Origin of the sequence: Acinetobacter sp. YH16052, from assembly GCF_013417155.1 — a bacterium.
Lineage (GTDB): Bacteria > Pseudomonadota > Gammaproteobacteria > Pseudomonadales > Moraxellaceae > Acinetobacter.
Genome location: NZ_VPEO01000013.1, coordinates 79,361 through 102,819 on the forward strand (window position 1 = coordinate 79,361; position 23,459 = coordinate 102,819).

The window sequence follows — 23,459 nt, forward strand, 5'->3', positions numbered from 1 at the left end:
AGAAGCAACATGGCTTATAGCGAAAAAGTAATTGATCATTACGAAAACCCTCGTAATGTTGGCGTTTTAGACAAAAATGCTGAAAACGTTGGTACTGGTATGGTTGGTGCGCCAGCATGTGGTGACGTGATGCGTTTACAGATTCAGGTAAACGACGAAGGTGTGATTGAAGAAGCACGTTTCAAAACTTATGGTTGTGGTTCTGCCATTGCATCAAGTTCACTTGTGACCGAATGGCTCAAAGGTAAAACTTTGGATCAAGCTCAAGCGATCAAGAACATTGATATTGCAACTGAACTTGCACTTCCACCAGTAAAAGTACACTGCTCTGTTCTTGCTGAAGATGCAATCAAAGCAGCTGTAGAAGACTACCGTAGCAAGAAAGTTAAAACTTAATTGTTCCACGTTTTGAAATTTTAACGGAGTTTTCATGATCCATTTAACTGAAAATGCTGCAACTCATATCAGCAATTATTTAAAAAATCGCGGTAAGGGTGAAGGCATTCGCGTTGGTGTGAAAACTTCAGGCTGTTCTGGTCTGGCCTATGTGCTCGAGTTCGTCGATGAAGTCGATACACATGACCAAGCCTTTGAGCAGTTTGGGGTTAAAGTATTCGTTGACCCGAAAAGTCTAGTTTATCTTGAAGGTATGGAGATGGACTATGTTAAAAACGGCTTGAACGAAGGCTTCGAATTTAACAACCCTAACAAAAAAGGCGAATGCGGTTGTGGTGAATCCTTCACTGTATAAACCCGGCAGTTATTCTCTTTTTGACATTAAAACAGTGTGTTTCACACTGTTTTAATTGCATTTATACAGTTATTTTTGCACATTAATCGCGGATCCCATCTCCCATGAATCATTTTGAGTTGTTCAACCTTCCTGTAGCACTCGATATTGATTTGGCGGCTTTAAAGACTGAATTTTTAAAGTTGCAGCAACAATATCACCCAGATAAAGCTGAAGACAAAGATCAGGCTCTGATTAAATCAAGTGATATCAATCAGGCATTTAAAGCCTTGTCAGCGGTCGATAGCCGTGCAGCGTATTTACTGTCTCTCAAGAAACAGGATTATCACTTAGATCAGTCGATCAGTGATTTTGAATTCTTGCAGGACGCTCTGGAAATTCGTGAACAACTTGACGATGCAACTTCTGCTGAAGATTTAACTTCACTAAAAGTCGAAGTCCAGCAATGGATTGAAGGCTTAGTTCGCGAGTTCAAAATTGATTATGCGGATGAAGATTGGGCCGAAGCACGCGATACAGTGCGCAAACTACGCTTCTTCGTTAAAGTCATGGCCGATATCGACAAAGCGGAAGACCGCTTCCTGGACGATGACAGCTTTGATCTTGATGATGATTTCTAATTTTTAGTATTTAATATTTAACGTGCAAAGGATGTAACACTATGGCTCTCTTGCAAATTGCAGAACCAGGTCAATCAAGTGCACCACATGAACACCGCATTGCGATTGGTATCGATTTAGGCACCACCCACTCTTTGGTTGCCACGGTTCTTTCAGGTAAAGCCAAAGTACTTAATGACGAACAAGGTCGTGTGCTACTTCCTTCTATCGTGCATTATGCAGAACAACAGACTCAATACGGCAATGAAGCTGCGCCTTTCATTACTACTGACCCTAAGAATACTATCGTTTCTGTGAAACGATTTATGGGTCGTTCGAAAGCTGACATTAAATTCCAGCATCCTTATGCGTTGGTTGGTGAAGCAAATGAAATGCCGGCTTTTGAAACTGCACAAGGCCGTAAGACTCCGGTTGAGATTTCTGCAGAAATTTTAAAGCAGTTGAAAGACCGCGCTGAAGCCAGTCTGCAAAATCCGGTCAATGGTGCCGTTATTACTGTTCCGGCTTACTTCGATGAAGCACAGCGTCAGGCAACCCGTGATGCTGCTCAACTTGCCGGTTTGAATGTTTTACGTTTGTTGAATGAGCCAACCGCTGCTGCTGTTGCTTATGGTCTGGATCAGGAAAGCAATCTAAGCACAGACCGTAACTATGTGATCTATGACTTGGGTGGCGGTACCTTTGACGTTTCGATTCTGCGTTTCTCTCAAGGTGTGTTTGAAGTTCTGGCAACCGGTGGCCATACCGCTCTCGGTGGTGATGATCTGGATCGTTTGATCCTGAAATGGGCCAAGAAACAACTGAATATTGACACCTTGAATGATGCAGAATATGCACATTTTGTCGTTGCGGCACGTAAAGCCAAAGAAGCTTTGTCTGATACAGATTCAGTTCAACTCAAATTGCTTGATCAGGTATTAACCCTTGACCGCCCAACATTTGAAGAGATCATTAAAGTTGCTTTGGATAAGACCATCAGCGTATGTAAGCGTGTGATGCGTGATGCCAAGCTTGAACTGGATGACATTCAAAATGTCGTTTTGGTCGGTGGCTCAACCCGTTCTTATGCAGTACAAAAAGCCGTGCGTGAAGTATTCAATCAAGAACCACTATGCACTATTAATCCGGATGAAGTGGTTGCAATTGGCGCATCAATTACTGCGAACCAATTGATTGGCAACTCAACTGATGGCTCATTACTATTAGACGTGACGCCTCTGTCTCTTGGTCTTGAAACCATGGGCGGACTGGTTGAACGATTAATTTCGCGTAATACTGCGATTCCAGTCGCTCGTCGTCAGGAATTTACCACTTATCAAGATGGTCAGACTGCCATGTTGATTCATGTGGTGCAAGGTGAACGTGATCTGGTTGAGCATTGCCGTAGTTTAGGGCGTTTTGTCCTGCATGGCATTCCACCAATGACTGCCGGTCAGGCACGTATTGAAGTGACGTTCCAGGTCGATGCAGATGGCTTGCTGACTGTATCTGCCAAAGAAACCACCTCTGGCGTGACGGCTCAAATCGATATCAAACCATCTTATGGTTTATCGGGTGAAGATACTGAACGTCTGTTGCTAGACGGTTATAAGTTCGCTGAAGAAGATAAGAATCTTCGTCATTTGAATGAAACCAAAGTGGAAGCACAGCGTGAGCTGGAAGCACTGGTTCAGGCACTCAAAGCGGATGCCGGTCTGTTGACTGAAGATCAACTTGCAGCACTGCAAACTGCGCAAGCACAACTTGAAACTCAGCTTCAGGGTTCAGATATCAAAGCGATTGAATCTGCCGTTGAACAGCTTAAAATACATAGTGATGCTTTTGCAGCAGCACGTATGAATCAACATATTGATGCAGCTCTTAAGGGCACTAAACTCGACGACTGGTCAAACTCAAACTAATTTAAGGTAACGACTATGCCACGTATTAAAGTTCTTCCACATGCGCAGATTTGCCCCGAAGGTGCTGAGTTTGAAGTCGAACAAAATGCCAATCTTTGCGAAAGCCTGCTAAAAAATGGCATTAAAATCGAACATGCTTGCGATATGTCAGCAGCGTGTACCACCTGCCATGTAGTGGTACGCAAAGGTTTTGACAGCCTGGAAGAAATGGATGATGTTGAAGCTGACTTACTCGATCGTGCCTGGGGTTTAGAACCTGATTCACGTCTTTCTTGTCAGGTTAAACTGGACGATGAAGATCTGGAAATTGAAATTCCAAAATACACCATTAACCATGCGTCAGAAAATCACTAAGATTTTCGTTGCAGGCTAAAATAAAAAACCACGCTCAGGCGTGGTTTTTTCTCTTTATAAGAAACAATTAAAGTAAATTTACATGAACTTTAAATGTGTTCAATTACTTCATCCTCAAGCTTCAATTTGACAATACCTTGTGAATTGGTCATTTTCTGCTGAGTTTCAATGCGTTTAATCATTTTTTCTAGTACATGAATCAGCTCAGGATATTCAAAGTTTTGCACTTCATCCAGATTCAGCAATAAATGAAAGCCCTTATATTCATAATCGAACCAGCGCTGATACTCGACTTTCTGAGACGCATATTTTTCCATGACCTGCCAGGTTCTTACAGGTGCTTTAATGCCTTTCAAGAATATCGGCTTTTTCGGTGCACAAAGATAATCATCTTTGATCAGATTATGAGTATCTTCCGAAATCAGGATTTCATCGACTTCCGCTGCACTTTGCAAACGCGCTGCCAGATTCGCATCACGTCCTACAATGGTATAAGCCATACGATGCGTAGCCCCATAATTCCCTACGTGGCAATAACCGGTTGAAATCCCCATGCGGATATGCAGTGGCGGATAACCCATTTTAATCCAGCGTTCCCGCAGCAATTTCATTTGCTGACGCATCGCCAATGCCATTTCCATACAGTTCTTAGCATCCTGTTCCACACCTTCGGAGTTCGGATCACCAAAGAAAATTAGGATGGCATCACCCATGAATTTATCGACAGTCGCTTCATAATTTTTAGCGATTTCGGTCATATGCCGCAGATAGTCATTCAACAGGAATGCTAAATCATCTGGAATCAGAGTTTCTGATAGCTCTGTAAAGCCTTGAATATCAGAGAAAAAGATCGTCAACTTTTTACGTTTATATTCAATTTTGGCTTCAGATTCACCTTTCATAATGGATTGCCATAACTGCACGGGCGCATAGCGACTCAGTTGATTGGCAAATTCCATATAACGGTTCATCTGTTCGAAATAATGATCTTTTTTCTGGGTCATGTATTGCACACGACCACTTTGATAAAAACTTCCAACACCAAAATAGGTGATCAGGCAGATAAAGCCTAAAACGGTCAGCTCACTGCTAGTCGGCTCGAAATAGTTGTTAAACCCAAAGACCAGAATATTAGCCAGATAGAAAAGCGTAATCCCGATCAGGCTGGCCAGAGAGGCCATCATAAATGAAATTTTATTACTGATCGCGGTATAGAGTACTGCGACCAGACCGAGCAAGGACAGTACCAAGTCCAGATGCACGGCCGCCAAAACTACCGAAATGACAATGACATCAATCAGGAAAAGAATATTACGCCGAATGTGATAATCATGACGATAGATCAGCCAGCGAGATAGTTTCGGTGTAATTAGCAAAACCAGAAACAAAAAAAATGGAACAAAAAGCTGATACTGGGTATCTGGTTCAGTGTAATGAAAGACGACCAGAACCACAGACAGCATGATGTATCCCATCATGCGATGGAAATACTCAAACTGATGGGGTTCTTTTTGAATCCAGTCGTCTAATTGCACTCACTCACTCCCTGAAGTCCGCAACTGCTCATGGTTCTCGGAATGCCTTGGCTGATTAGTCCATGCGCCAGTCAAATGGCATGTCGCCCTGACCACGTAAAGCCAGCATTAAGGTTTGACGCATATGTGCCAATACTTCACTGCTATAAGGAACAGCAGGTGTACCCCAAACAGGCTTCGGCCATGCAACGTCGTTCTGATAACGAACTACATGATGAAAATGCAATTGCGGCACCATATTACCCAGCGCTGCTACATTCATTTTATCTGCACGGAAAACACGTGCCAGCTGGCTTGATAACCAGCTTGACTCTCTTAAAAACTGCTCTTGGTCAGCTTGACTCAATTCATATAATTCAGAGACACCCGGCACACGTGGAATCAGAATGAGCCAGGGAAATTGCATATCATTCATCAAACGACATGTTGACAAAGGAAAGTCGCCTACAAAAAACGTATCTTGAGCAAGTTGTGGATGCAAACTAAACATATCTTTATAAATGATGCAAAATTAGAATGATGGCTAATACTAACATATCCAACTGAAGCTGAATATTGAAAGCAATGTGTTTAAAGACAAATTCTCATGATTTGTTGCGAAGCACATCACAACAATTACTGTAAACAATTCATTAAAAAAATCAAGCCTGTTGTTCCTGCAAACTTCATTGGAAAATGAAATCCAAACTGAATTTTCAGGCTGATTTAATCGAATAAAATCAGTGCAATTCTTTAAGCAGACTGTCCAGTAAATCCTGTATAAACTGAATCCGCTTTTGATAGTCTTCCAGCATGACCATGACTTTTAGACGTTGACCGCCATCCATCCGGAAATAGGTCGGATGTTTCTGCATCATCTGGATAATCGTCATGGCTTGAACCGGAGTATCCGGTGCAAATTCAATATGCCCACCCTGACTGCTGATATCAATTTTAGTAATACCAAGCTGCTCGGCTTTCAATCGAATCTGATGTACAGCAAAGAGCTGTTTGACCGGTTGCGGCGGTATACCAAAACGATCAATCAATTCCATCCGGATATTATCCAGCTTTTCCTGGGTATCGGTATTACTGATGCGTTTATAGAACAACAGACGTTGATGCACATCACCCAGATATTCATCCGGAATCAGTGCTGGCATATGCAGGGTAATTTCGGCAGTCAATGACAATGGTGCGTCGAAGTTTGGCGTTTTACCTTTTTGAATGGCTTTGGTGGCTTTTTCCAGCATTTCCATATACAGGCTATAACCAATCGCCTGCATCGAACCACTCTGCTGTTCACCGAGTAATTCACCTGCGCCGCGAATTTCCAGATCTTCAGTTGCCAGCATAAAACCGGCACCCAAAGTTGAAGCACGCTGAATGGCATCCAGACGTTTTTCTGCATCACCTTTTAAGGCTTTTAATGACGGTACCATCAAATATGCATAAGCCTGATGATGTGAGCGCCCTACACGTCCGCGTAGCTGATGTAATTGCGCCAGGCCCAGTTTGTCGGCACGTTCAATCAGAATGGTGTTGGCATTCGGAACATCAATCCCGGTTTCAATAATGGTCGAACATACCAGAACATTGTATTCCTTGTGATAGAACTGCTGCATCACCTGCTCCAGTTCACGTTCACGCATCTGTCCATGGGCCACAATCACCCGCGCTTCCGGCACCAGTTTACGGATATGCTCGGCGGCACGATCGATTGTATCAACTTCATTATGCAGAAAATAAACCTGACCACCGCGCAGCAATTCACGCAGAATCGCTTCTTTAATGGTGTCATCGGTATGTTCCTGCACAAAGGTTTTCACCGCAAGACGGCGTGCCGGCGGTGTGGCGATAATCGACAGATCACGCATGCCACTAAAGGCCATATTCAGCGTACGTGGAATTGGAGTCGCAGTCAGTGTCAGCATATCAACATCGGCACGCATGGCCTTGATTCGCTCCTTGTCGCGCACACCGAAACGATGCTCTTCATCGACAATCATCAGACCGAGATTCTTAAACTGGACATTTTCCTGCAAAATCTTATGTGTACCAATCACAATATCGACTTTACCTTCAATGAGGTCGTCAATGGTCTTAGTATGTGCTTTGGAAGAACCGAAACGTGACAGCACTTCAATCCGGACCGGCCAGTCGGCGAAACGGTCTTTGAATGAATCATAATGCTGTTGTGCCAGCAAAGTGGTCGGCACCAGAATCGCCACCTGCCGGTTATTCTGTACCGCAACAAATGCGGCACGCATCGCGACTTCTGTCTTGCCAAAACCGACATCCCCACACACCAGACGATCCATCGGCTTGGCCTGCTGCATGTCATGCAACGTTGCTTCAATCGCATTGGCCTGATCCGGTGTTTCTTCATAGGCAAAGCCACTGGCAAATTGCATATACAGGCTTTGATCGACTTCAAAACTGATCCCGGGCTTGGAAGCACGACGTGCCTGAATATGCAGCAACTCAGCGGCGACATCGTGAATCTGTTCCAGCGCTTTACGTTTAGCTTTATTCCATGCGTCCGTACCCAGTTTATGCAACGGTGCCAGATCTGGATCACCACCACTATACCGACTGATTAAATGCAGATTGGTCACCGGCACATACACTTTAGCGGCATCCGCATAATCCAACTGCAAGAATTCATGATCTTGATCATCAATACTTAAAGTGACCAGACCGGCATAACGTCCGACCCCATAATCGATATGTACCACAGGCGCGCCCATGGTCAGCTCAGTTAGACTTCGGATCAGGAACTCTTCGGAAACTTCCTGCTGACGCTTGCGACGGCGCTGTACTACCCGATGTTCATACAGCTGATTTTCAGAAATCACACTAACGCGATCAGTCAATACCAGACCGCGCTCTAAAGGCGCATTGGTAATGGCAATTGCATACAGAGACTGAATAAAACTATCGAAATTTTCAACTGTTGGAATATCACCCAGACTTGGTCTTAATGCATCTTTGAGGCTTTCCCGGCGTCCAGCACTTTCAGCCACCAGCAGTACCGGATGATTGGCCTGATCAATGTATTTTTTGACTTCATGAAACGGTTTTTCACGTTTCGGGTCTACGGGTAGACGCGGTGGCAACTGGGTATCAAGATTCAATACCCCAGCTTTTTGATCAAAAGGCGTTTGTGCAGCAATGATGCGCGCAAACTGATTCAGCTGCTCCAGAACCTGATTGGTCTGGAAGAACAGGCTTTCAGGCGGCATAATCGGTTGGTCGACATTGTGGCGGCGATCTTCATAACGGCGCACTACATCTTGCCAAAACTGGCTCAGACTTTCGTCCAAAGCCTTATCTGTAATGACAATGCCATTCTTAGGTAAGTACGAAATTAGCGAACTTTGACCTTGCATGGCTTCAGCGCTGAAAAACAAGGGCAAATAAAACTCGATTCCCGGAGAGACTATGCCATCCATCACATCCTGGTATATCGGATTTTTCTTCGGATTCGCGGTCGGAAAAAATTCAGCATAACGGTCACGGAACGTCGCACGACCTTCCTTAAGCGGAAATTCCTGCGCGGGCAATACGGTAAACTGTTGCAAACTTTGCGTGGTGCGCTGAGTTTCGGAATCGAAAAATTTCAGGCTTTCAATTTCATCATCGAACAGGTCAATCCGAATCGGTGCTTCCTGCCCCGATGCGTAGATATCCATGATACTGCCGCGTACTGCGAATTCACCCGGATCATAAACGGTATCGACCAGATGATAACCCGCCTGAATCAGCTTTTTCTTTTGTTGTTCCAGATCAAATTTCTGACCAACATGAATATCGAAATGCTCACCCAGAATCCATGAGGTGGGCGCTACACGTTGTGCCAAAGTTGAGGCAGACAGCAACAGTACGCCAGTTTTTGGCATATTGGATAAGATTGCCAGACGTTCCGAGACAATATCCTGATGTGGGGAGAGACGGTCATAAGGCAAGATTTCCCAATCTGGAAAAATCGTGGGTTTAATCCCATAAAATTCCAGTTCACTTTCCAGTTGACCCAAATGCTGATTATTACGTGCAATCACGATAAATAAACGCGATTGCTGCTGCACGATTTCTTTAAGCAATAATGCGGTTGAGGAACCTTGCAGATTGCCTAACCAGCGTTTCTCGCCTGCTTTGAGCTGTGGTAAATTGAGTTGGGAAATTTCTTGTTGGAACATGGATATAGCTTTAAAGTCTAAATAACCTGAGGCTTATACTAGCACGATGATCTCAGGATATTTTGTTATTTTTATGCAGTCTTGCGACATCCATATACTTCGATTTTAAGCCACTTTTGCAGCTTATTTTTGATCGCGCAGAAAGTTACGATAATAATCATTTAACTTCTTAAGGATCATTTTAAATTGCAGCAGATTCTCTTCGGTATTGCCTAAAGTCGCATTAAAACGCTGATGGGCAATTTCCAGATCAATTTTTTCATTGATCAGCATCGCAGTATCATATAACGCTTTTAAATCATCAAACTGTTTTAAACGGCGATTCGACAAATACTCCAACCGTGCACCCAATTCCTGGTTGAGTTGAATACCATCGACGATATAACCTGTACCTTCTACATACTGGATATTCTGCTCTTCTAAATATAGCTGTGCAGCAGTCGGTTTATTACTTTTAAATAATGCACTGATTTTATCAAACATCGCCATTTACCCAGCCAAATATAATTCAGCTTATAGTCTAGATGAAAATGCCTCAAATCCACATCCTGAACTTGAGGCAAATTATCAAAATAGCAGCGATTCGCTGTTTCAGACGATTTAATAGGTATATGTATGTTAAGAAACCTGTTCGAGCTGATTCTCTGCTGAAGGGATTTCAGACACCAGATTTTCAAATGCAAAAATCTCTTCTAATTGCGCTTCACTCAATAAGCCCAGCTCCAACACCACTTGCGGTACAGTTTTATTTTCCCGCATACATTGTTTGCCGATTTCATCGCATTTGGCATGTCCCAATATCGGTTCAAGCAAGGTCACAATCCCGACACTGCGCATGACGGAACTTAAGCAAATCTGTTCATTGGCCTGAATACCAGCAATACATTTCTGATTCAAGGTTTGCATGCCTTGGGTCAATAATTGAATTGATTCATTCATCGCCACGGCAATCACAGGTTCCATGACATTCAATTGTAACTGCCCGGCTTCCGCAGCCATAGTAATGGTTAAGTCATTACCAATCACCCGGAATGCAATCTGATTCACAACTTCTGGAATTACCGGATTGATTTTTGCCGGCATGATCGAAGAACCTGCCTGTAACTCAGGCAAACGGATTTCAGCTAACCCTGTACGCGGTCCCGAGCTGAGCAAGCGCAAGTCATTACAGATTTTGGACAGTTTCACTGCCAGACGTTTTAAACTGCTCGACAAAATAATAAAGACGCCACAATCGCTGGTCGCCTCGACATAATCTGTGGCTCCTTTTAAAGGCAGACCAGTCAGATGCGCCAAGGTTTCTACCACCTGCTTGGCATAGCCCGGCGGTGTATTCACCCCGGTCCCAATGGCGGTGGCGCCTAAATTGACTTCTAGCAATAACTGTCGCATCTGCCCAATCAGCTTCAGGTCTTCTTTTAATAAGGTGGCAAATGCCCGGAATTCCTGTTCCATGGTCATCGGAACTGCATCTTGTAACTGGGTACGTCCCATCTTGATGACATATTCAAATTCGGCAGCTTTATGGTCGATACAGTCAATCAATGCTTTAAGCACGCTCAATAACTCATCTAGACTGCTATAGGTCGCCAGACGCAAAGCCGTTGGATAGACATCATTGGTTGATTGCGAAGTATTGACATGATCATTCGGATGCAGAATGTGATAATTGCCTTTCTGATGGCCCGACATTTCAAGGGCAATATTGGCAATCACCTCATTGGCATTCATATTGATGGAGGTTCCGGCACCGCCTTGATAAGGATCGAGTGGAAATGCCGCTTGCCACGCTTCCGGATGCTGAATCAATTCATCACAAGCTTTCTGAATGGCAGTACTGGTCTGCTCGGACAGTTTCTGAAAATGCAGATTGGCCTGTGCCGAAGCTTTTTTCACTTGAGCCAAAGCACGAATAAAATGCGTTTGTTGCCCTACCGCCAATCCGGAAATCTTAAAATTTTCGATGGCACGTAAGGTATGAATCCCATAATAGCTATGCAACGGGATTTGTTTTTCCCCCAATAAATCACGTTCAATGCGGGTCGGTTCGATTTGAAGCATATTGTCCACTAAAAAATACTCTTGGCGATGCACCGTATTTGGTGTGACATTAATATGAGCAAACAAATACAGGCCTAATAGGAAGACTTTAAGCTAGATTTGCTACGATTTATTACCAATACGCTAAGGATGTGAATTTTGTAATATTGTGTAAACAACTGGCTAAAATTTAAATATTTTAATTATTTATTCAAAATTTCCACTTCCCCCCTGAATTTGACGTCGTATTGCCTTTTATCCGCTCAAGTTATTCCTGATTTAATTTCAGAGAATTACTACGATGTTTACAATAGACATACATAAAAGCTGTGTAATTGTTACAGAGTGTAATTTTTAAACCATGCTTGAATCACCTCCTTGCGATCTCAGTACAAAAAATCATCTTGGACGATGATTTCCATATTTACAGGATGACCTGCCTATGACTTCTTTAAACCCCACCCTGATTACCTTCATGTTTTATATTATAGCCATGATTGCAATCGGTTTATATGCTTATCGTGCCACCTCCAATTTTGACGAATATATTCTAGGTGGACGGAGTCTGGGCAGTGTCGTTACTGCACTTTCGGCGGGCGCATCGGATATGAGTGGCTGGCTGTTGATGGGTCTTCCGGGAGCCATTTACCTGTCTGGCCTGTCAGAAGCCTGGATTGCGATCGGTTTGATTATCGGCGCGTGGCTGAACTGGTTACTGGTGGCAGGTCGACTGCGTGCCCATACTGAATATCAGAACAATGCCCTGACCTTGCCGGATTATTTCACCAGCCGTTTTTCCGACCGTAAACGCATTTTACGGGTCTTGTCTGCCCTGGTGATTCTGGTGTTCTTTGCTATTTATTGTGCTTCGGGCATGGTCGCAGGTGCACGTCTGTTTGAAAGCCTGTTTGACTGGGATTACACCACAGCGCTTGTGATTGGTGCGATGGCGACGATTCTCTATGTTTGTATTGGTGGCTTTTTGGCGATCAGCTGGACAGATACATTCCAGGCCGGTTTGATGATTTTTGCCTTATTGCTGACTCCGATCATTACCTTCTTGGCCTTGGGCGACAACAGCCTGCAAGTGAGTGTCATTCTTGAATCAGCTCGTCCACATGCCTCCAGCATGCTTGAAGGTTTAAGCACCGTTGCGATTATTTCCAGTCTGGCTTGGGGCTTGGGTTATTTTGGCCAGCCGCATATTCTGGTGCGTTTTATGGCAGCGGATTCGGTCAAAACCATTCCTGCTGCGCGCCGTATTGGCATGACCTGGATGATTCTATGCCTAGGTGGTGCAGTGGCTGCCGGTTATATCGGTATTGCCTACTTCAGTGTCAATCCCGCATTGGCCTCGGTGGTGAATCAAAACCCTGAAACGGTATTTATGGAGTTGACCAAAATTCTGTTTAATCCTTGGATTGCCGGAATCATTCTGGCTGCGATTCTGGCAGCAATCATGAGTACCTTAAGCTGTCAGCTTCTAGTCTGTTCAACCACCCTGACCGAAGATTTATACAAGATTTTCCTACGTAAAAATGCCTCGCAGAAAGAACTGATCTGGGTCGGTCGCGGCATGGTCTTAGTGATCGCGTTAGTTGCGATTTCACTGGCAATTAATCCGAACAGTAAGGTTTTGGGTCTAGTGGCTTATGCCTGGGCCGGCTTTGGTGCTGCATTTGGCCCACTGATTATCCTGTCTCTCTTCTGGAAACGAATGACCCTCAACGGCGCAATTGTGGGTATGGTTGTTGGTGCCGTGACTGTAATTGTCTGGAAAAATTATATGCGCGATACCGGACTTTATGAGATTATTCCAGGCTTTATTCTGGCCACGCTCAGCATTATCATCGTCAGCCTGCTGGATAAAGCACCGAGCGCCGATGTAGTCGAACGTTTTGAAATGGCTAAAGCCGAGTATCAAAAAGAAATGGCGGAAATGAAAAAATAAATATTTTTTTCAGCATAAATTAAAGGGACTTTCGAGTCCCTTTTTTGATTTTAATTTACTGCTAATTATTTGGCTTTTCCCGGCATTTTCAGATGGATCTGCTGACTTTCTTTAATTACTTCCATCACCGGATAACTGCGCGTTTCTTTAATTCCGGGCAATTGCCACAAGATCTGACCAGAGATTTTGCGGAATTCATCCATATTGGCACAGCGGATTTTCACCACGAAATCAAAGCCGCCACTGATCATATGACATTCGATAATTTCAGGAATCTGCCGCACAGCATGGGAAAATTCATCTAAAACATTCGGCGTGGTTTTATCCAGTAAAATTTCAACAAAGACCACAAAACCATTATTCAACATGACTGGATTGAGGCGCGCTTCGTAGCCCAGAATAAAACCTTCCCGGGTCAACTTTTGTACACGCGCCAAGGCTGCCGTAGGCGATAGATTAACCAGTTCAGCCAGTTTGATATTGGACAGCTTGGCATCGGATTGCAATAAACCCAGTATACGAATATCTATACGGTCAAGGTTCAAATAAGGACTTGGCATTAGAATTATTCTCTAAAAAAATAGAAAACTATAGTGAGATATTTGTCAAATATTCTGTGATTATAGATTAAAACTCATTCACCTCAAAGAACTGATTGACGCAGTACAGGAAGTCACTATGCCAACCACTCTCCGCCCAGATTCAATTTTAGATTCAGCCCAGCACTCGAATTATATTGCTGAATTTAAACACAAAAACCAATACGAAGAACGTATTAATACGGCATGGCGTCGTGCTGAAACTGAATGCGTCGAAGAGTTATTGGCCCATAGTGAAATTTCTTCCGAAATAAGTGACAAGATTCAGGCGCTTGCCTTTGATCTCGCACATTCCTTACGTGAACGTAAAAGTTCCACTGGGAAAGCCGGTATTGTCCAAGGCTTATTGCAGGAATTTTCTTTATCCTCTCAGGAAGGCATTGCCCTAATGTGTCTGGCAGAAGCCTTGCTGCGGATTCCGGACAAAGCCACACGTGACTTGCTGATCCGTGACAAAATCAATCAAGGTAACTGGAAAGAACATTTGGGCCAGAGCCAATTGATGTTTGTGAATGCAGCAGCCTGGGGACTGATGCTGACCGGCAAGCTGATGGAAACCCCACAGCAAAAAAGCCTGTCTAGCTTATTGACCGGTCTTTTGGCACGCAGTGGTCGCGGGATTATCCGTAAGGCCGTCGATGTTACCATGCGCATGATGGGCGAGCAGTTTGTTACGGGTGAAACCATTGATGAAGCCCTGAAAAATGCGGAGCCGCTGGAAGAAAAAGGCTTTCGCTATTCCTATGACATGCTGGGTGAAGCTGCACTGACCGATCCGGATGCTGAACGTTATTATCAGGATTATCAGCAAGCCATTCATGCTATTGGTCAAGCATCACAGGATAAAGATGTTTATGACGGGCCTGGAATTTCTATCAAACTCTCTGCGCTGCACCCCCGTTATCAGCGTTCGCAAATGGATCGCGTGCATGATGAGCTCTATGCAAAAGTACTGAAACTCGCGGTCTTGGCCAAGCAATACAATATTGGTTTAAATATCGATGCTGAAGAAAGTGATCGCCTTGAGATTTCACTTGAACTGTTAGAACGCCTGTGTTTTGAACCACAATTACAGGACTGGAAAGGCATTGGCTTTGTGATTCAGGCCTATCAGAAACGCTGCTTCTATGTAGTGGATTACATCATTGATCTGGCGAAACGCAGCCAGAAACGCCTGATGATTCGTCTGGTCAAAGGCGCATATTGGGATAGCGAAATCAAAAAAGCCCAGATTGATGGAATGTCGGATTATCCAGTATTTACCCGTAAGGTGAATACGGATCTGTCTTATATTGCTTGTGCGCGTAAGCTGTTGGCTGAACCGGATTATATCTACCCACAATTTGCCACTCACAATGCACAAACGGTAGCGACGATCTATCAACTGGCGCAACCTGAGCAGTATTATGCCGGTCAATATGAGTTTCAATGTCTGCATGGCATGGGCGAACCGCTGTATGAAAATGTCGTGGGCGATCCATCGAAAAATAAACTGGGTGTTCCCTGCCGGATCTATGCGCCCGTCGGCAATCATGAAACCTTGCTGGCTTATCTGGTGCGTCGTTTACTGGAAAATGGTGCTAATACGTCTTTCGTCAACCGTATTGCCGACAAGACCTTGAAAATTGAAGATTTGATTGAAAATCCACAGCAAACGATTTTAAAGGCATCAAAACAAGAAGGCGTGATGGGTGCCAAGCATCCCCAGATTCCCTATCCGCAAGATCTTTATACCGATGCACGATTGAACTCTTCAGGACTCGATTTGGCCAATGATGCTGAACTCAGTATTTTAAATGAAGTCGCATCCAGTCTGGCAAATACGCAATTTCAGTCAGCTGCTATGGGAACGGCATTTAGCAGCGTGGATACGCCCCATGCAGTTCCAGTGATCAATCCAGCACACCATCAGGATGTGGTCGGCACAGTCTATGAAGCAACTTCTGAACAGGCCGAAATTGCACTCACTCAAGCAGTTAATGCACAAAGTTTCTGGGCCAATCTGCCAAAAAATGAGCGTGCTGCCTGCCTGAATAAAGCCGCAGAACTGATGGAACAGCGTTTGCTTCCGCTCATGGTTCTTCTTTCTCGCGAAGCAGGTAAAACCTATGCCAATGCGATTGCCGAAGTACGTGAGGCGGTAGATTTCTTGCGTTACTATGCAGCTCAAGTTTTGGATCTCAGTGACAATGTACAGATCCAGCCTTTAGGTACTGTACTATGTATCAGTCCATGGAACTTCCCGCTGGCGATTTTTACCGGTCAGATTTCAGCAGCGCTGGTCGCTGGCAATACCGTGATTGCCAAACCGGCTGAACAAACACCGCTCATTGCAGCACAAGCCGTACAGATTTTATGGGAAGCCGGCATTCCGCAGGATGTGTTACAGCTATTGCCGGGCCGTGGTGAAACCATTGGTGCACAGCTCAGTGCAGATCCACGTATTCAGGGCATCATGTTTACCGGTTCCACCGAGGTCGCCCAAATTCTACAAAAAACCGTGGCAGAACGAATAAACCAGTTTGGAGAAAGCGTCACCCTGATTGCTGAAACTGGTGGTCAAAATGCCATGATTGTGGATTCATCTGCACTAACTGAACAGGTAGTGTTGGATGTCGTAAGCTCTGCCTATGACAGTGCGGGTCAACGTTGTTCTGCCTTGCGTGTCCTCTGTGTTCAGGAAGATAATCTGGAGGCTGTTCGTAATATGCTCAAAGGCGCCATGCAACAGTTACGCGTTGGCAATCCGGTCTTGCTTAAAACCGATATTGGTCCGGTGATTGATGCAGAAGCCCAGCAAAATATCCAACAGCATATTAAGCAGATGCGCAGCAAAGGCCATAAAGTTCATCAGTTGATGTTTAATCAAGACCAGACTGAATTAACTCCAGGAACATTCATTGCGCCGACCCTGATTGAACTGCCAAATCTGGACGATCTAGAACGTGAAGTATTTGGTCCGGTGCTGCATCTAATTAGTTATAAATATGGTGAATTGGAACAGTTATTAGAGCAGATCAACAGTAAAGGCTATGGCCTGACCATGGGCTTGCATACGCGTATTGATGAAACCATGCAAACCGTGATTGCACAGGCCGAAGTCGGCAACCTGTATATTAACCGCAATATCGTTGGTGCGGTCGTGGGCGTCCAGCCTTTTGGTGGTGAAGGTCTGTCCGGCACCGGCCCGAAAGCGGGTGGCCCGTTGTATATCTATCGTTTAATGCATCAAGTATCCGAGAAAAAACTGGCTCAGCCTTATGCAGCTCAAGCTGAGCCAGCACTTGTTGAACATAAACTTGTTCAGGAGTTTAAAGCCTGGGTAGCTAAAACTTTCCCAACTTTATCTTTAAAAGCGCCCATGCAAATTGCGACTGGTCAAAGCTTTAGCCTTCAAGGCCCAACTGGTGAGGATAATCAGTACATCATCTTGCCACGAGAAAGTGTTCTATCTTTGGCACAGACGGAGCAAGACCAGATTCAGCAAATTCTGGCGATTTTATCGGTTGGCAGTCATCCTGCAGTACTGGCAGACAATACTTTTATTCTGAAATATTTACCAACGATGCCAGCTGCGGTCAGCAAGCAATTTAAAGTGGTCCGGGATATTGAAACAGATGTATTTGATGCCGTCCTGCATCATGGTGACACTGTTGAACTGATTGATTTGCAGAAACGCATTGCAGCCCGAAAAGGTCCGATTATTGGTATCACCCATTTAAGTTCGGGCAACTATCATATTCCGGTCGAGCGATTTGTGATTGAACGCGCCATCAGTATCAATACGGCGGCGGCAGGCGGCAATGCCAGCTTGATGACGATGGATAATCTCTAGATCAGTCGAATCATCTCATTATTTTTAGCTTAAATCTTTCCTCTTGATGGCCAAACCTCTCTCCTCAGAAGGTTTGGTCTTTTTTATGCAGCTTTTAAAGCAGCTCGACTACAATAGGCTTAGGCAGATCGGCAATTTTTTGCTACCATTTGCGCTTTAAAATATTTGCGATTTCTTACTGCATATGACTTCATCTTATCAGCAACAACTTGAAGCCAAAATTGAACGCATCAGCGCTCAGTTTGCCGAATATCAACCACCTGCTTTAGAAGTATTCCAGTCTCCTGAAAAATATTTCCGCATGCGTGCTGAATTCCGGATCTGGCATACTGAAGATGATCTGTTTTATGCCATGTTCGAACGTGACGAAAACAACAATAAAAAAGTCATTCGTATTGATAAATTTCCAATTGCCGATCGCAGTATTAATGACTTGATGCCACAATTGCTTGAAGCATTCAAGGCAGATTCCAATCTGGGCCATCGCCTGTTTGAAGTCCATTTTCTGGCGACGTTAAGTGGTCAGGTTCTGGTATCCCTGATTTATCACCGCAAGCTGGATGAAAGCTGGGAACCTGCAGCAAAAGCACTGGCGGAAAAACTGAATATTAAACTGATTGGCCGAAGCCGTGGCCAGAAATTCGTCCTGACTGATGAATATGTGGTGGAAGAGCTATCGGTCTTTGATCGTCGCTATAAATACAAGCAGATCGAAAGCAGCTTCACTCAGCCGAATGCACAAGTTTGTCAAAAAATGCTGGAATGGGCATGCGATGCAGCGGAACAATCAGATAAAGATTTGCTGGAACTCTACTGTGGCAATGGGAACTTTACCCTGCCGCTTTCGACCAAATTCCGCCGTGTTTTGGCCACTGAATTAGCCAAATCTTCAGTTTATGCAGCTGAGTGGAATATTGAGCAGAACCAGATTGAAAATATTCAGGTTGCGCGTCTGTCTGCCGAAGAATTCACTCAAGCCTATAATGGCGAGCGTGTTTTCCGTCGCTTGCAGGAAGCACAAATTGATATTTCGACTTATGATTTTGATACGGTATTTGTCGATCCACCGCGTGCTGGTATTGATGATGAAACCTTGAAACTGTTACAGCGTTTCCAGCGTATTATTTACATTTCTTGTAATCCAGATACTTTATATGACAATCTGAAACAGTTATCTCAAACGCATAAAATTAGCAAGTTCGCCATGTTTGACCAGTTCCCGTATACACACCATGTTGAGACGGGTGTCTTATTGGAAAAAGTATAAAGAGTTTGTTTCAATTTATTATATTGTTACAATAATGGAGCTTTTTAAAGCTCCATTTTTTATATTTAAAATCATATGTTTAATAATAAATATTGACTTGTACAGCAAGAAATATCGTTAGACCTTTAGGCTTCCATCGGAAATTTTCAAGATCAACTGCTGCTTTTATCACATAGGTCCTATTGCTTTATTTATTTAATTGGCTATATTTCACTCTATGTTAGGTTGTTGTATGAAGGCTCTATGAGTTTTTGGCAAAAGTTGTTTTCTAATGAACAACACAATGAACACAAGAATCAAATTGCTTGTGTTGAAAATGATTGCTCTTGCAAGACAAATGAACAGCTTCTTGAAGCACTTTCTAAAGCCACTGATGAAGAAATCATCATCGGAATTAAAAAGGTTCTGGTATCTCGCGGCTATAGCCGTAAAGAACTGAATGAACTTCAGCACTTGCCATTGCAGTAATCGGCCAAGGTTACAGCCGTATAAAGAAAGCACTTGCGTAGTCAGGTGCTTTTTTTATGCTTGAAAGTTTATAGTTGAAGGGTTTGGTCTTCTCTATTTCAGCATAGTTTATTAACTCCAACTTTAAAACTTCAGAGATCAGGCAGGAAAACTCTAAACAACTCATTTGATCCCCTTTGATTTGAAGAAATGTTAAGGCTTGCTTAGGCTATTTAAAACCTTTATCAGAAGAATATGTTCTAAATTCTGCTTTCTTTAAATCCCTTTAAATTTGGCTTAATAACTCTTCAATTCTGATCTGAAACTCAGGCAAGGCATCGATTAATTTAGCAAAACACAGTACACTTCCTATTAAACGACAATGCTTTTTAAATGGCTTAATTCTGATATGCAACAGACTAAACGGTTTCCCATAGGCGCACACCTTATGGTTAAACATTTCGGTTATACCCATCATGGGATTTACGCCGGACGTGGTCGTGTCATTCATTATTCCGGCTTTGCGCATTTATTCAAGAAACGCCCCATTGAAATCACCTCGATTGAAAAATTCAGTCATGGCAAACCGATTCATATGCAGCATTATGACTCGGCAAAATATAAAGGTCGTAAAGTGGTGCGCCGCATGCGGTCCAGAATGCATGAAAATAACTATCATCTGATTATTAATAATTGCGAACATTTGTGTACTTGGGCGATTACCGGTGAGGAAAGCAGCCCGCAAGTGATTTATATGATGAATCGTCTGACCACGATTGGTTATATCAGCTCGATGATGAGTTTTATGAACAGCATGTTCCTGACCCTGACCACGACTAGTTTCGCATTGGCGCTGTACATCAAGAAAAAGCTCAGAGATAAAGCCAATCTGCGTTTGCAACAATACCGTGAATTGCAAGATCAGGCTAAAACTAAAGTGTCAGACCTGACCAATCTTAAACATCGTTAATTCAAAACCTAGTCTACCGATAAATGATGAGCAGGAAAGGTTGAGGCCGTGTTTATATTTTGAAAATATAAGATAGCAAATCAGGTTAAATGGCCTTTTCTGGCTTGAATCGCTTCAGGCAGTGCTTTACCCAAAGAGCTTAAGGTTTCTCGCTCTACCAGTCGTACAATTGAATCTAGCGGCAGATCATTGTCTTGTAGACCAAAGGGTTCTTCCAGCTCCGCACTAAGCTCATCCAGCCCGAGTAGCATATAAGCAATCAATCCCACTAAAATTGGTGTCCACAGTCCCAAATTCGCCTGTAAACTGAAAGGCAGGATAAAGCAAAAAGAATAAACCGCACGATGCAACAGCACTGAATAAGAAAATGGCAACGGCGTTGACAAAATCCGGTCACAACCGGCCTGAATATCTCCCAAAGCCACAGTATGCTGATTCAGGTTATTATAAATAATATCGCTGATCTTGCCCTGTTTATATTGTTGTACCAGTTCTTTTTGCATCTGTTCCAGCACCCATTGTGATGGATTGATTTGCATGGGCAATTGCTCAAATGACTTGGGTGCAAAACCGGTAGTCGCCTGATAATCCTGAATACTGGGCGTTTGCTGTCTCAGCCGGTCCCGCAATAGATAAGTAAACAGCATCATGCGATACAATAAGATTTCACGGGTTTGCTCATCTAGCACATGGCTGTCACGGCATAAATGACGCGTGGTTGCAATCAACGCACCCCAAAGCTTGCGCCCTTCCCACCAGCGATCATAGCAGGCTGTATTTCTAAAACTTAAAAAAATCGAGAGAATGACACCAAAGATGGTAAAGCCAATTGCCGGGACAGCAGGAAGGCTGACGAAATGCGCCTGACTCAAATACACCAGCAAAGCGGAAATAAAAACCACCAAGATTAATGCGGGCAGCACCTTGGGCAGAATCGTTCCCTGCCAGGCAAACAGTAACCCCAAACTATTATTCTTATCACGCACAATCATGCAATTTTCCCTGCTGTATTGAAAAAGCCCAACCAGAGTTGGGCTTTTTACATTCTGACTTAAACCAGCTTATTTGCCTGGTTTAAAGCTGTCCTTAAGATCCAGAATACGGTTAAATACCGGTTTTTCGCTGGAATGATCATATTGATCTGCCACGAAATAACCTTCACGCTCAAACTGGAAACGATCCTCCGGCTGAGCTTGCGCTAATGCAGGCTCAATCACGGCCTGAACCACCTTCAATGATTCAGGGTTCAGGTTTGCCAAGAAGTCATCACCCACTTCTGGATCAGACTCCGTAAACAGACGGTCGTAAATACGCACTTCTGCAGGAAAGCCTTTTGTCGCAGATACCCAGTGAATCACACCTTTGACCTTACGACCTTCAGGATTTTTACCTAAAGTTTCAGGATCAATCGAACATTTCAGTTCAACCACTTCACCATTTTCATCTTTAATGACTTCGTCACATTTGATGACATAGGCATGACGTAAACGGACTTCGCCACCTGGAATCAAACGTTTAAAGCCTTTTGGTGGCTCTTCTTCAAAGTCTTTACGGTCAATAAACAGCTCGGTCGTCAATGGAATAACGCGCTCGCCCATATCGACATTCGGATGACGTAAATGGGTCAGGTCCATATCGGCTGGCAAGTTGGTTAACGTCACTTTTAATGGATTTAACACCGCCATACCACGGGCTGCGGTATTTTCCAGAGACTGACGAATACAGTATTCCAGCATGGCGACATCAACGATACTGCCATCAACTTTCGATACACCGACACGTTGACAGAAATCACGCAATCCTTCAGGCGTAAAACCACGACGACGCATACCCACTACAGTCGGCATACGTGGGTCATCCCAATCACTTACATGACCACCTTCAACCAGCTTACGCAATTTGCGTTTTGATGTGATAGTATAGTCCACATTTAAACGGCTAGATTCGTACTGACGTGGCACGGATGGTGATTTAACTTTTGCCACCACCCAGTCATAGAACGGACGGTGATCCTGGAATTCCAAGGTACACAGTGAATGCGTAATGCCTTCAATCGCATCAGACAATGGATGCGCATAGTCATACATTGGATAAATTTTCCATTTATCGCCAGTCTGATGGTGTTCAGAATGCAGGATACGATACAGAATCGGATCACGCATATGTACGTTCGGTGAAGTCATATCAATCTTGGCACGTAAAACTGCTTGACCTTCTGCATATTCACCGCTGCGCATTTTCTCAAAACATTCTAGGTTTTCTGCAACCGTTGCATCACGTTGTGGCGAGTTCTTACCTGGCTCAACGAAATTACCGCGGTTTAAACGGATCTCTTCCGGACTTTGCAAATCCACATAGGCATCGCCCTGCTCAATCAGCTGAACTGCCCAGGTATAAAGTTGATCGAAATAGCTTGATGCATAACGCGGCTCGCCTTCCCACTGGAAGCCCAGCCATTTCACGTCATTGGCAATACCATCCACATATTCCTGTTCTTCGGCATCCGGATTGGTATCATCAAAACGCAGGTTACAAACACCTTTAAATTCTTCAGCAATTCCGAAGTTCAAGCAAATTGCTTTCACATGGCCAATATGTAAATAGCCATTCGGCTCAGGCGGAAAACGCGTCACTACCTGTTGAACGCGACCAGCAGCTAAATCATCGGTAATGACCTGACGTACAAAATCCAAGCCTGGTTGTTGCTCTTGCTGCTGCACTGAATCGACTGCACTGTTATTTTGGGTCGGGTTCTCGGGCAGAGATGTCACAACATCATTTGGCTTCATGATCAATCATTCACTTCTAAAGTTAAAAAGGGATTAACAAATATTTAATCGTACAATTTGTACGTATATTCATTAACAAAGTTCCTTAGTTTAAATAGATCTCTTTCATAAATCAAAAAACGATCTTCTTTTTGGTTAATATTTGCACTCCGGATTTCTTAGCATTCGTGCATAATCTGCGGATGAAATACATCGATTCAAACAAGCTCTCTGATCCTCAGT

General features: G+C 43.8%; 18 protein-coding genes. 10 read left to right on the top strand and 8 right to left on the bottom strand.

The window, feature by feature from the left end:
• The first annotated feature begins 9 nt into the window (after positions 1 to 9).
• The 5 genes from iscU to fdx all read left to right on the top strand — a co-directional run bounded on the left by iscU (position 10) and on the right by fdx (position 3,626).
• Entirely contained in the window at positions 10 to 396 is a 387-nt protein-coding gene (iscU, locus tag FTV42_RS10470) for a Fe-S cluster assembly scaffold IscU (protein ID WP_180038712.1), read from the top strand.
• Positions 397 to 430: 34 nt separating this feature from the next.
• The gene (gene iscA / locus FTV42_RS10475) at positions 431 to 751 is read left to right on the top strand and encodes an iron-sulfur cluster assembly protein IscA (RefSeq protein ID WP_004279817.1); all 321 of its coding nucleotides are present in this window, start codon (positions 431 to 433) and stop codon (positions 749 to 751) included.
• 104 nt (positions 752 to 855) lie between these two features.
• The gene (hscB, locus tag FTV42_RS10480) at positions 856 to 1,371 is read left to right on the top strand and encodes a Fe-S protein assembly co-chaperone HscB (RefSeq protein WP_005107161.1); all 516 of its coding nucleotides are present in this window, start codon (positions 856 to 858) and stop codon (positions 1,369 to 1,371) included.
• 41 nt (positions 1,372 to 1,412) lie between these two features.
• Positions 1,413 to 3,272, top strand: coding sequence for a Fe-S protein assembly chaperone HscA (gene hscA, locus FTV42_RS10485; RefSeq protein ID WP_180038713.1), 1,860 nt, complete (start codon positions 1,413 to 1,415; stop codon positions 3,270 to 3,272).
• Positions 3,273 to 3,287: 15 nt separating this feature from the next.
• Positions 3,288 to 3,626, top strand: coding sequence for an ISC system 2Fe-2S type ferredoxin (gene fdx / locus FTV42_RS10490; RefSeq protein WP_004279821.1), 339 nt, complete (start codon positions 3,288 to 3,290; stop codon positions 3,624 to 3,626).
• 89 nt (positions 3,627 to 3,715) lie between these two features.
• Here the strand turns inward: fdx and FTV42_RS10495 are convergent, their stop codons facing one another.
• The 5 genes from FTV42_RS10495 to aspA form a co-directional block, all read right to left on the bottom strand.
• Positions 3,716 to 5,161, bottom strand: a complete 1,446-nt coding sequence (locus tag FTV42_RS10495; protein WP_180038714.1) for an adenylate/guanylate cyclase domain-containing protein — start codon at positions 5,159 to 5,161, stop codon at positions 3,716 to 3,718.
• 55 nt (positions 5,162 to 5,216) lie between these two features.
• Positions 5,217 to 5,651, bottom strand: a complete 435-nt coding sequence (locus tag FTV42_RS10500; protein WP_004646760.1) for an HIT domain-containing protein — start codon at positions 5,649 to 5,651, stop codon at positions 5,217 to 5,219.
• A 229-nt stretch (positions 5,652 to 5,880) separates the two neighbouring features.
• On the bottom strand, positions 5,881 to 9,339 hold the full coding sequence (mfd, locus tag FTV42_RS10505; protein WP_180038715.1) for a transcription-repair coupling factor: 3,459 nt from the start codon (positions 9,337 to 9,339) through the stop codon (positions 5,881 to 5,883).
• 123 nt (positions 9,340 to 9,462) lie between these two features.
• A complete protein-coding gene (locus tag FTV42_RS10510) occupies positions 9,463 to 9,828 on the bottom strand; it encodes a hypothetical protein (protein WP_180038716.1) in 366 nt (121 codons plus the stop codon).
• A 129-nt stretch (positions 9,829 to 9,957) separates the two neighbouring features.
• Positions 9,958 to 11,400, bottom strand: coding sequence for an aspartate ammonia-lyase (gene aspA / locus FTV42_RS10515; RefSeq protein ID WP_071851041.1), 1,443 nt, complete (start codon positions 11,398 to 11,400; stop codon positions 9,958 to 9,960).
• 421 nt (positions 11,401 to 11,821) lie between these two features.
• On the opposite strand from aspA, the gene putP reads away from it, so the two are divergent.
• Complete coding sequence (gene putP, locus FTV42_RS10520) at positions 11,822 to 13,330, top strand: sodium/proline symporter PutP (RefSeq protein WP_180038717.1); 1,509 nt, start codon at positions 11,822 to 11,824, stop codon at positions 13,328 to 13,330.
• Positions 13,331 to 13,395: 65 nt separating this feature from the next.
• Here putP and FTV42_RS10525 read toward each other — a convergent pair whose 3' ends face one another.
• Entirely contained in the window at positions 13,396 to 13,890 is a 495-nt protein-coding gene (locus tag FTV42_RS10525) for an Lrp/AsnC ligand binding domain-containing protein (protein ID WP_071852322.1), read from the bottom strand.
• 118 nt (positions 13,891 to 14,008) lie between these two features.
• Between FTV42_RS10525 and putA the strand changes: the two genes are divergently transcribed.
• From putA to FTV42_RS10545, 4 genes are all read left to right on the top strand, one after another.
• Entirely contained in the window at positions 14,009 to 17,764 is a 3,756-nt protein-coding gene (gene putA / locus FTV42_RS10530) for a trifunctional transcriptional regulator/proline dehydrogenase/L-glutamate gamma-semialdehyde dehydrogenase (protein ID WP_180038718.1), read from the top strand.
• A 184-nt stretch (positions 17,765 to 17,948) separates the two neighbouring features.
• Positions 17,949 to 19,031 carry a tRNA (uridine(54)-C5)-methyltransferase TrmA gene (gene trmA, locus FTV42_RS10535; protein ID WP_180038719.1) on the top strand — a complete coding sequence of 361 codons (1,083 nt, stop codon included), beginning with the start codon at positions 17,949 to 17,951 and terminating at the stop codon, positions 19,029 to 19,031.
• A 243-nt stretch (positions 19,032 to 19,274) separates the two neighbouring features.
• The gene (locus FTV42_RS10540) at positions 19,275 to 19,499 is read left to right on the top strand and encodes a hypothetical protein (RefSeq protein WP_034436106.1); all 225 of its coding nucleotides are present in this window, start codon (positions 19,275 to 19,277) and stop codon (positions 19,497 to 19,499) included.
• A gap of 388 nt (positions 19,500 to 19,887) precedes the next feature.
• The gene (locus tag FTV42_RS10545; RefSeq protein ID WP_180038720.1) at positions 19,888 to 20,448 is read left to right on the top strand and encodes a lecithin retinol acyltransferase family protein; all 561 of its coding nucleotides are present in this window, start codon (positions 19,888 to 19,890) and stop codon (positions 20,446 to 20,448) included.
• Between the two features lie 80 nt (positions 20,449 to 20,528).
• Here FTV42_RS10545 and FTV42_RS10550 read toward each other — a convergent pair whose 3' ends face one another.
• Together FTV42_RS10550 and FTV42_RS10555 are read right to left on the bottom strand one after the other, a co-directional pair.
• The gene (locus FTV42_RS10550; protein WP_180038721.1) at positions 20,529 to 21,440 is read right to left on the bottom strand and encodes a bestrophin family protein; all 912 of its coding nucleotides are present in this window, start codon (positions 21,438 to 21,440) and stop codon (positions 20,529 to 20,531) included.
• 69 nt (positions 21,441 to 21,509) lie between these two features.
• Positions 21,510 to 23,237 carry a glutamine--tRNA ligase/YqeY domain fusion protein gene (locus FTV42_RS10555; RefSeq protein WP_180038722.1) on the bottom strand — a complete coding sequence of 576 codons (1,728 nt, stop codon included), beginning with the start codon at positions 23,235 to 23,237 and terminating at the stop codon, positions 21,510 to 21,512.
• Between the last annotated feature and the right edge of the window lie 222 nt (positions 23,238 to 23,459).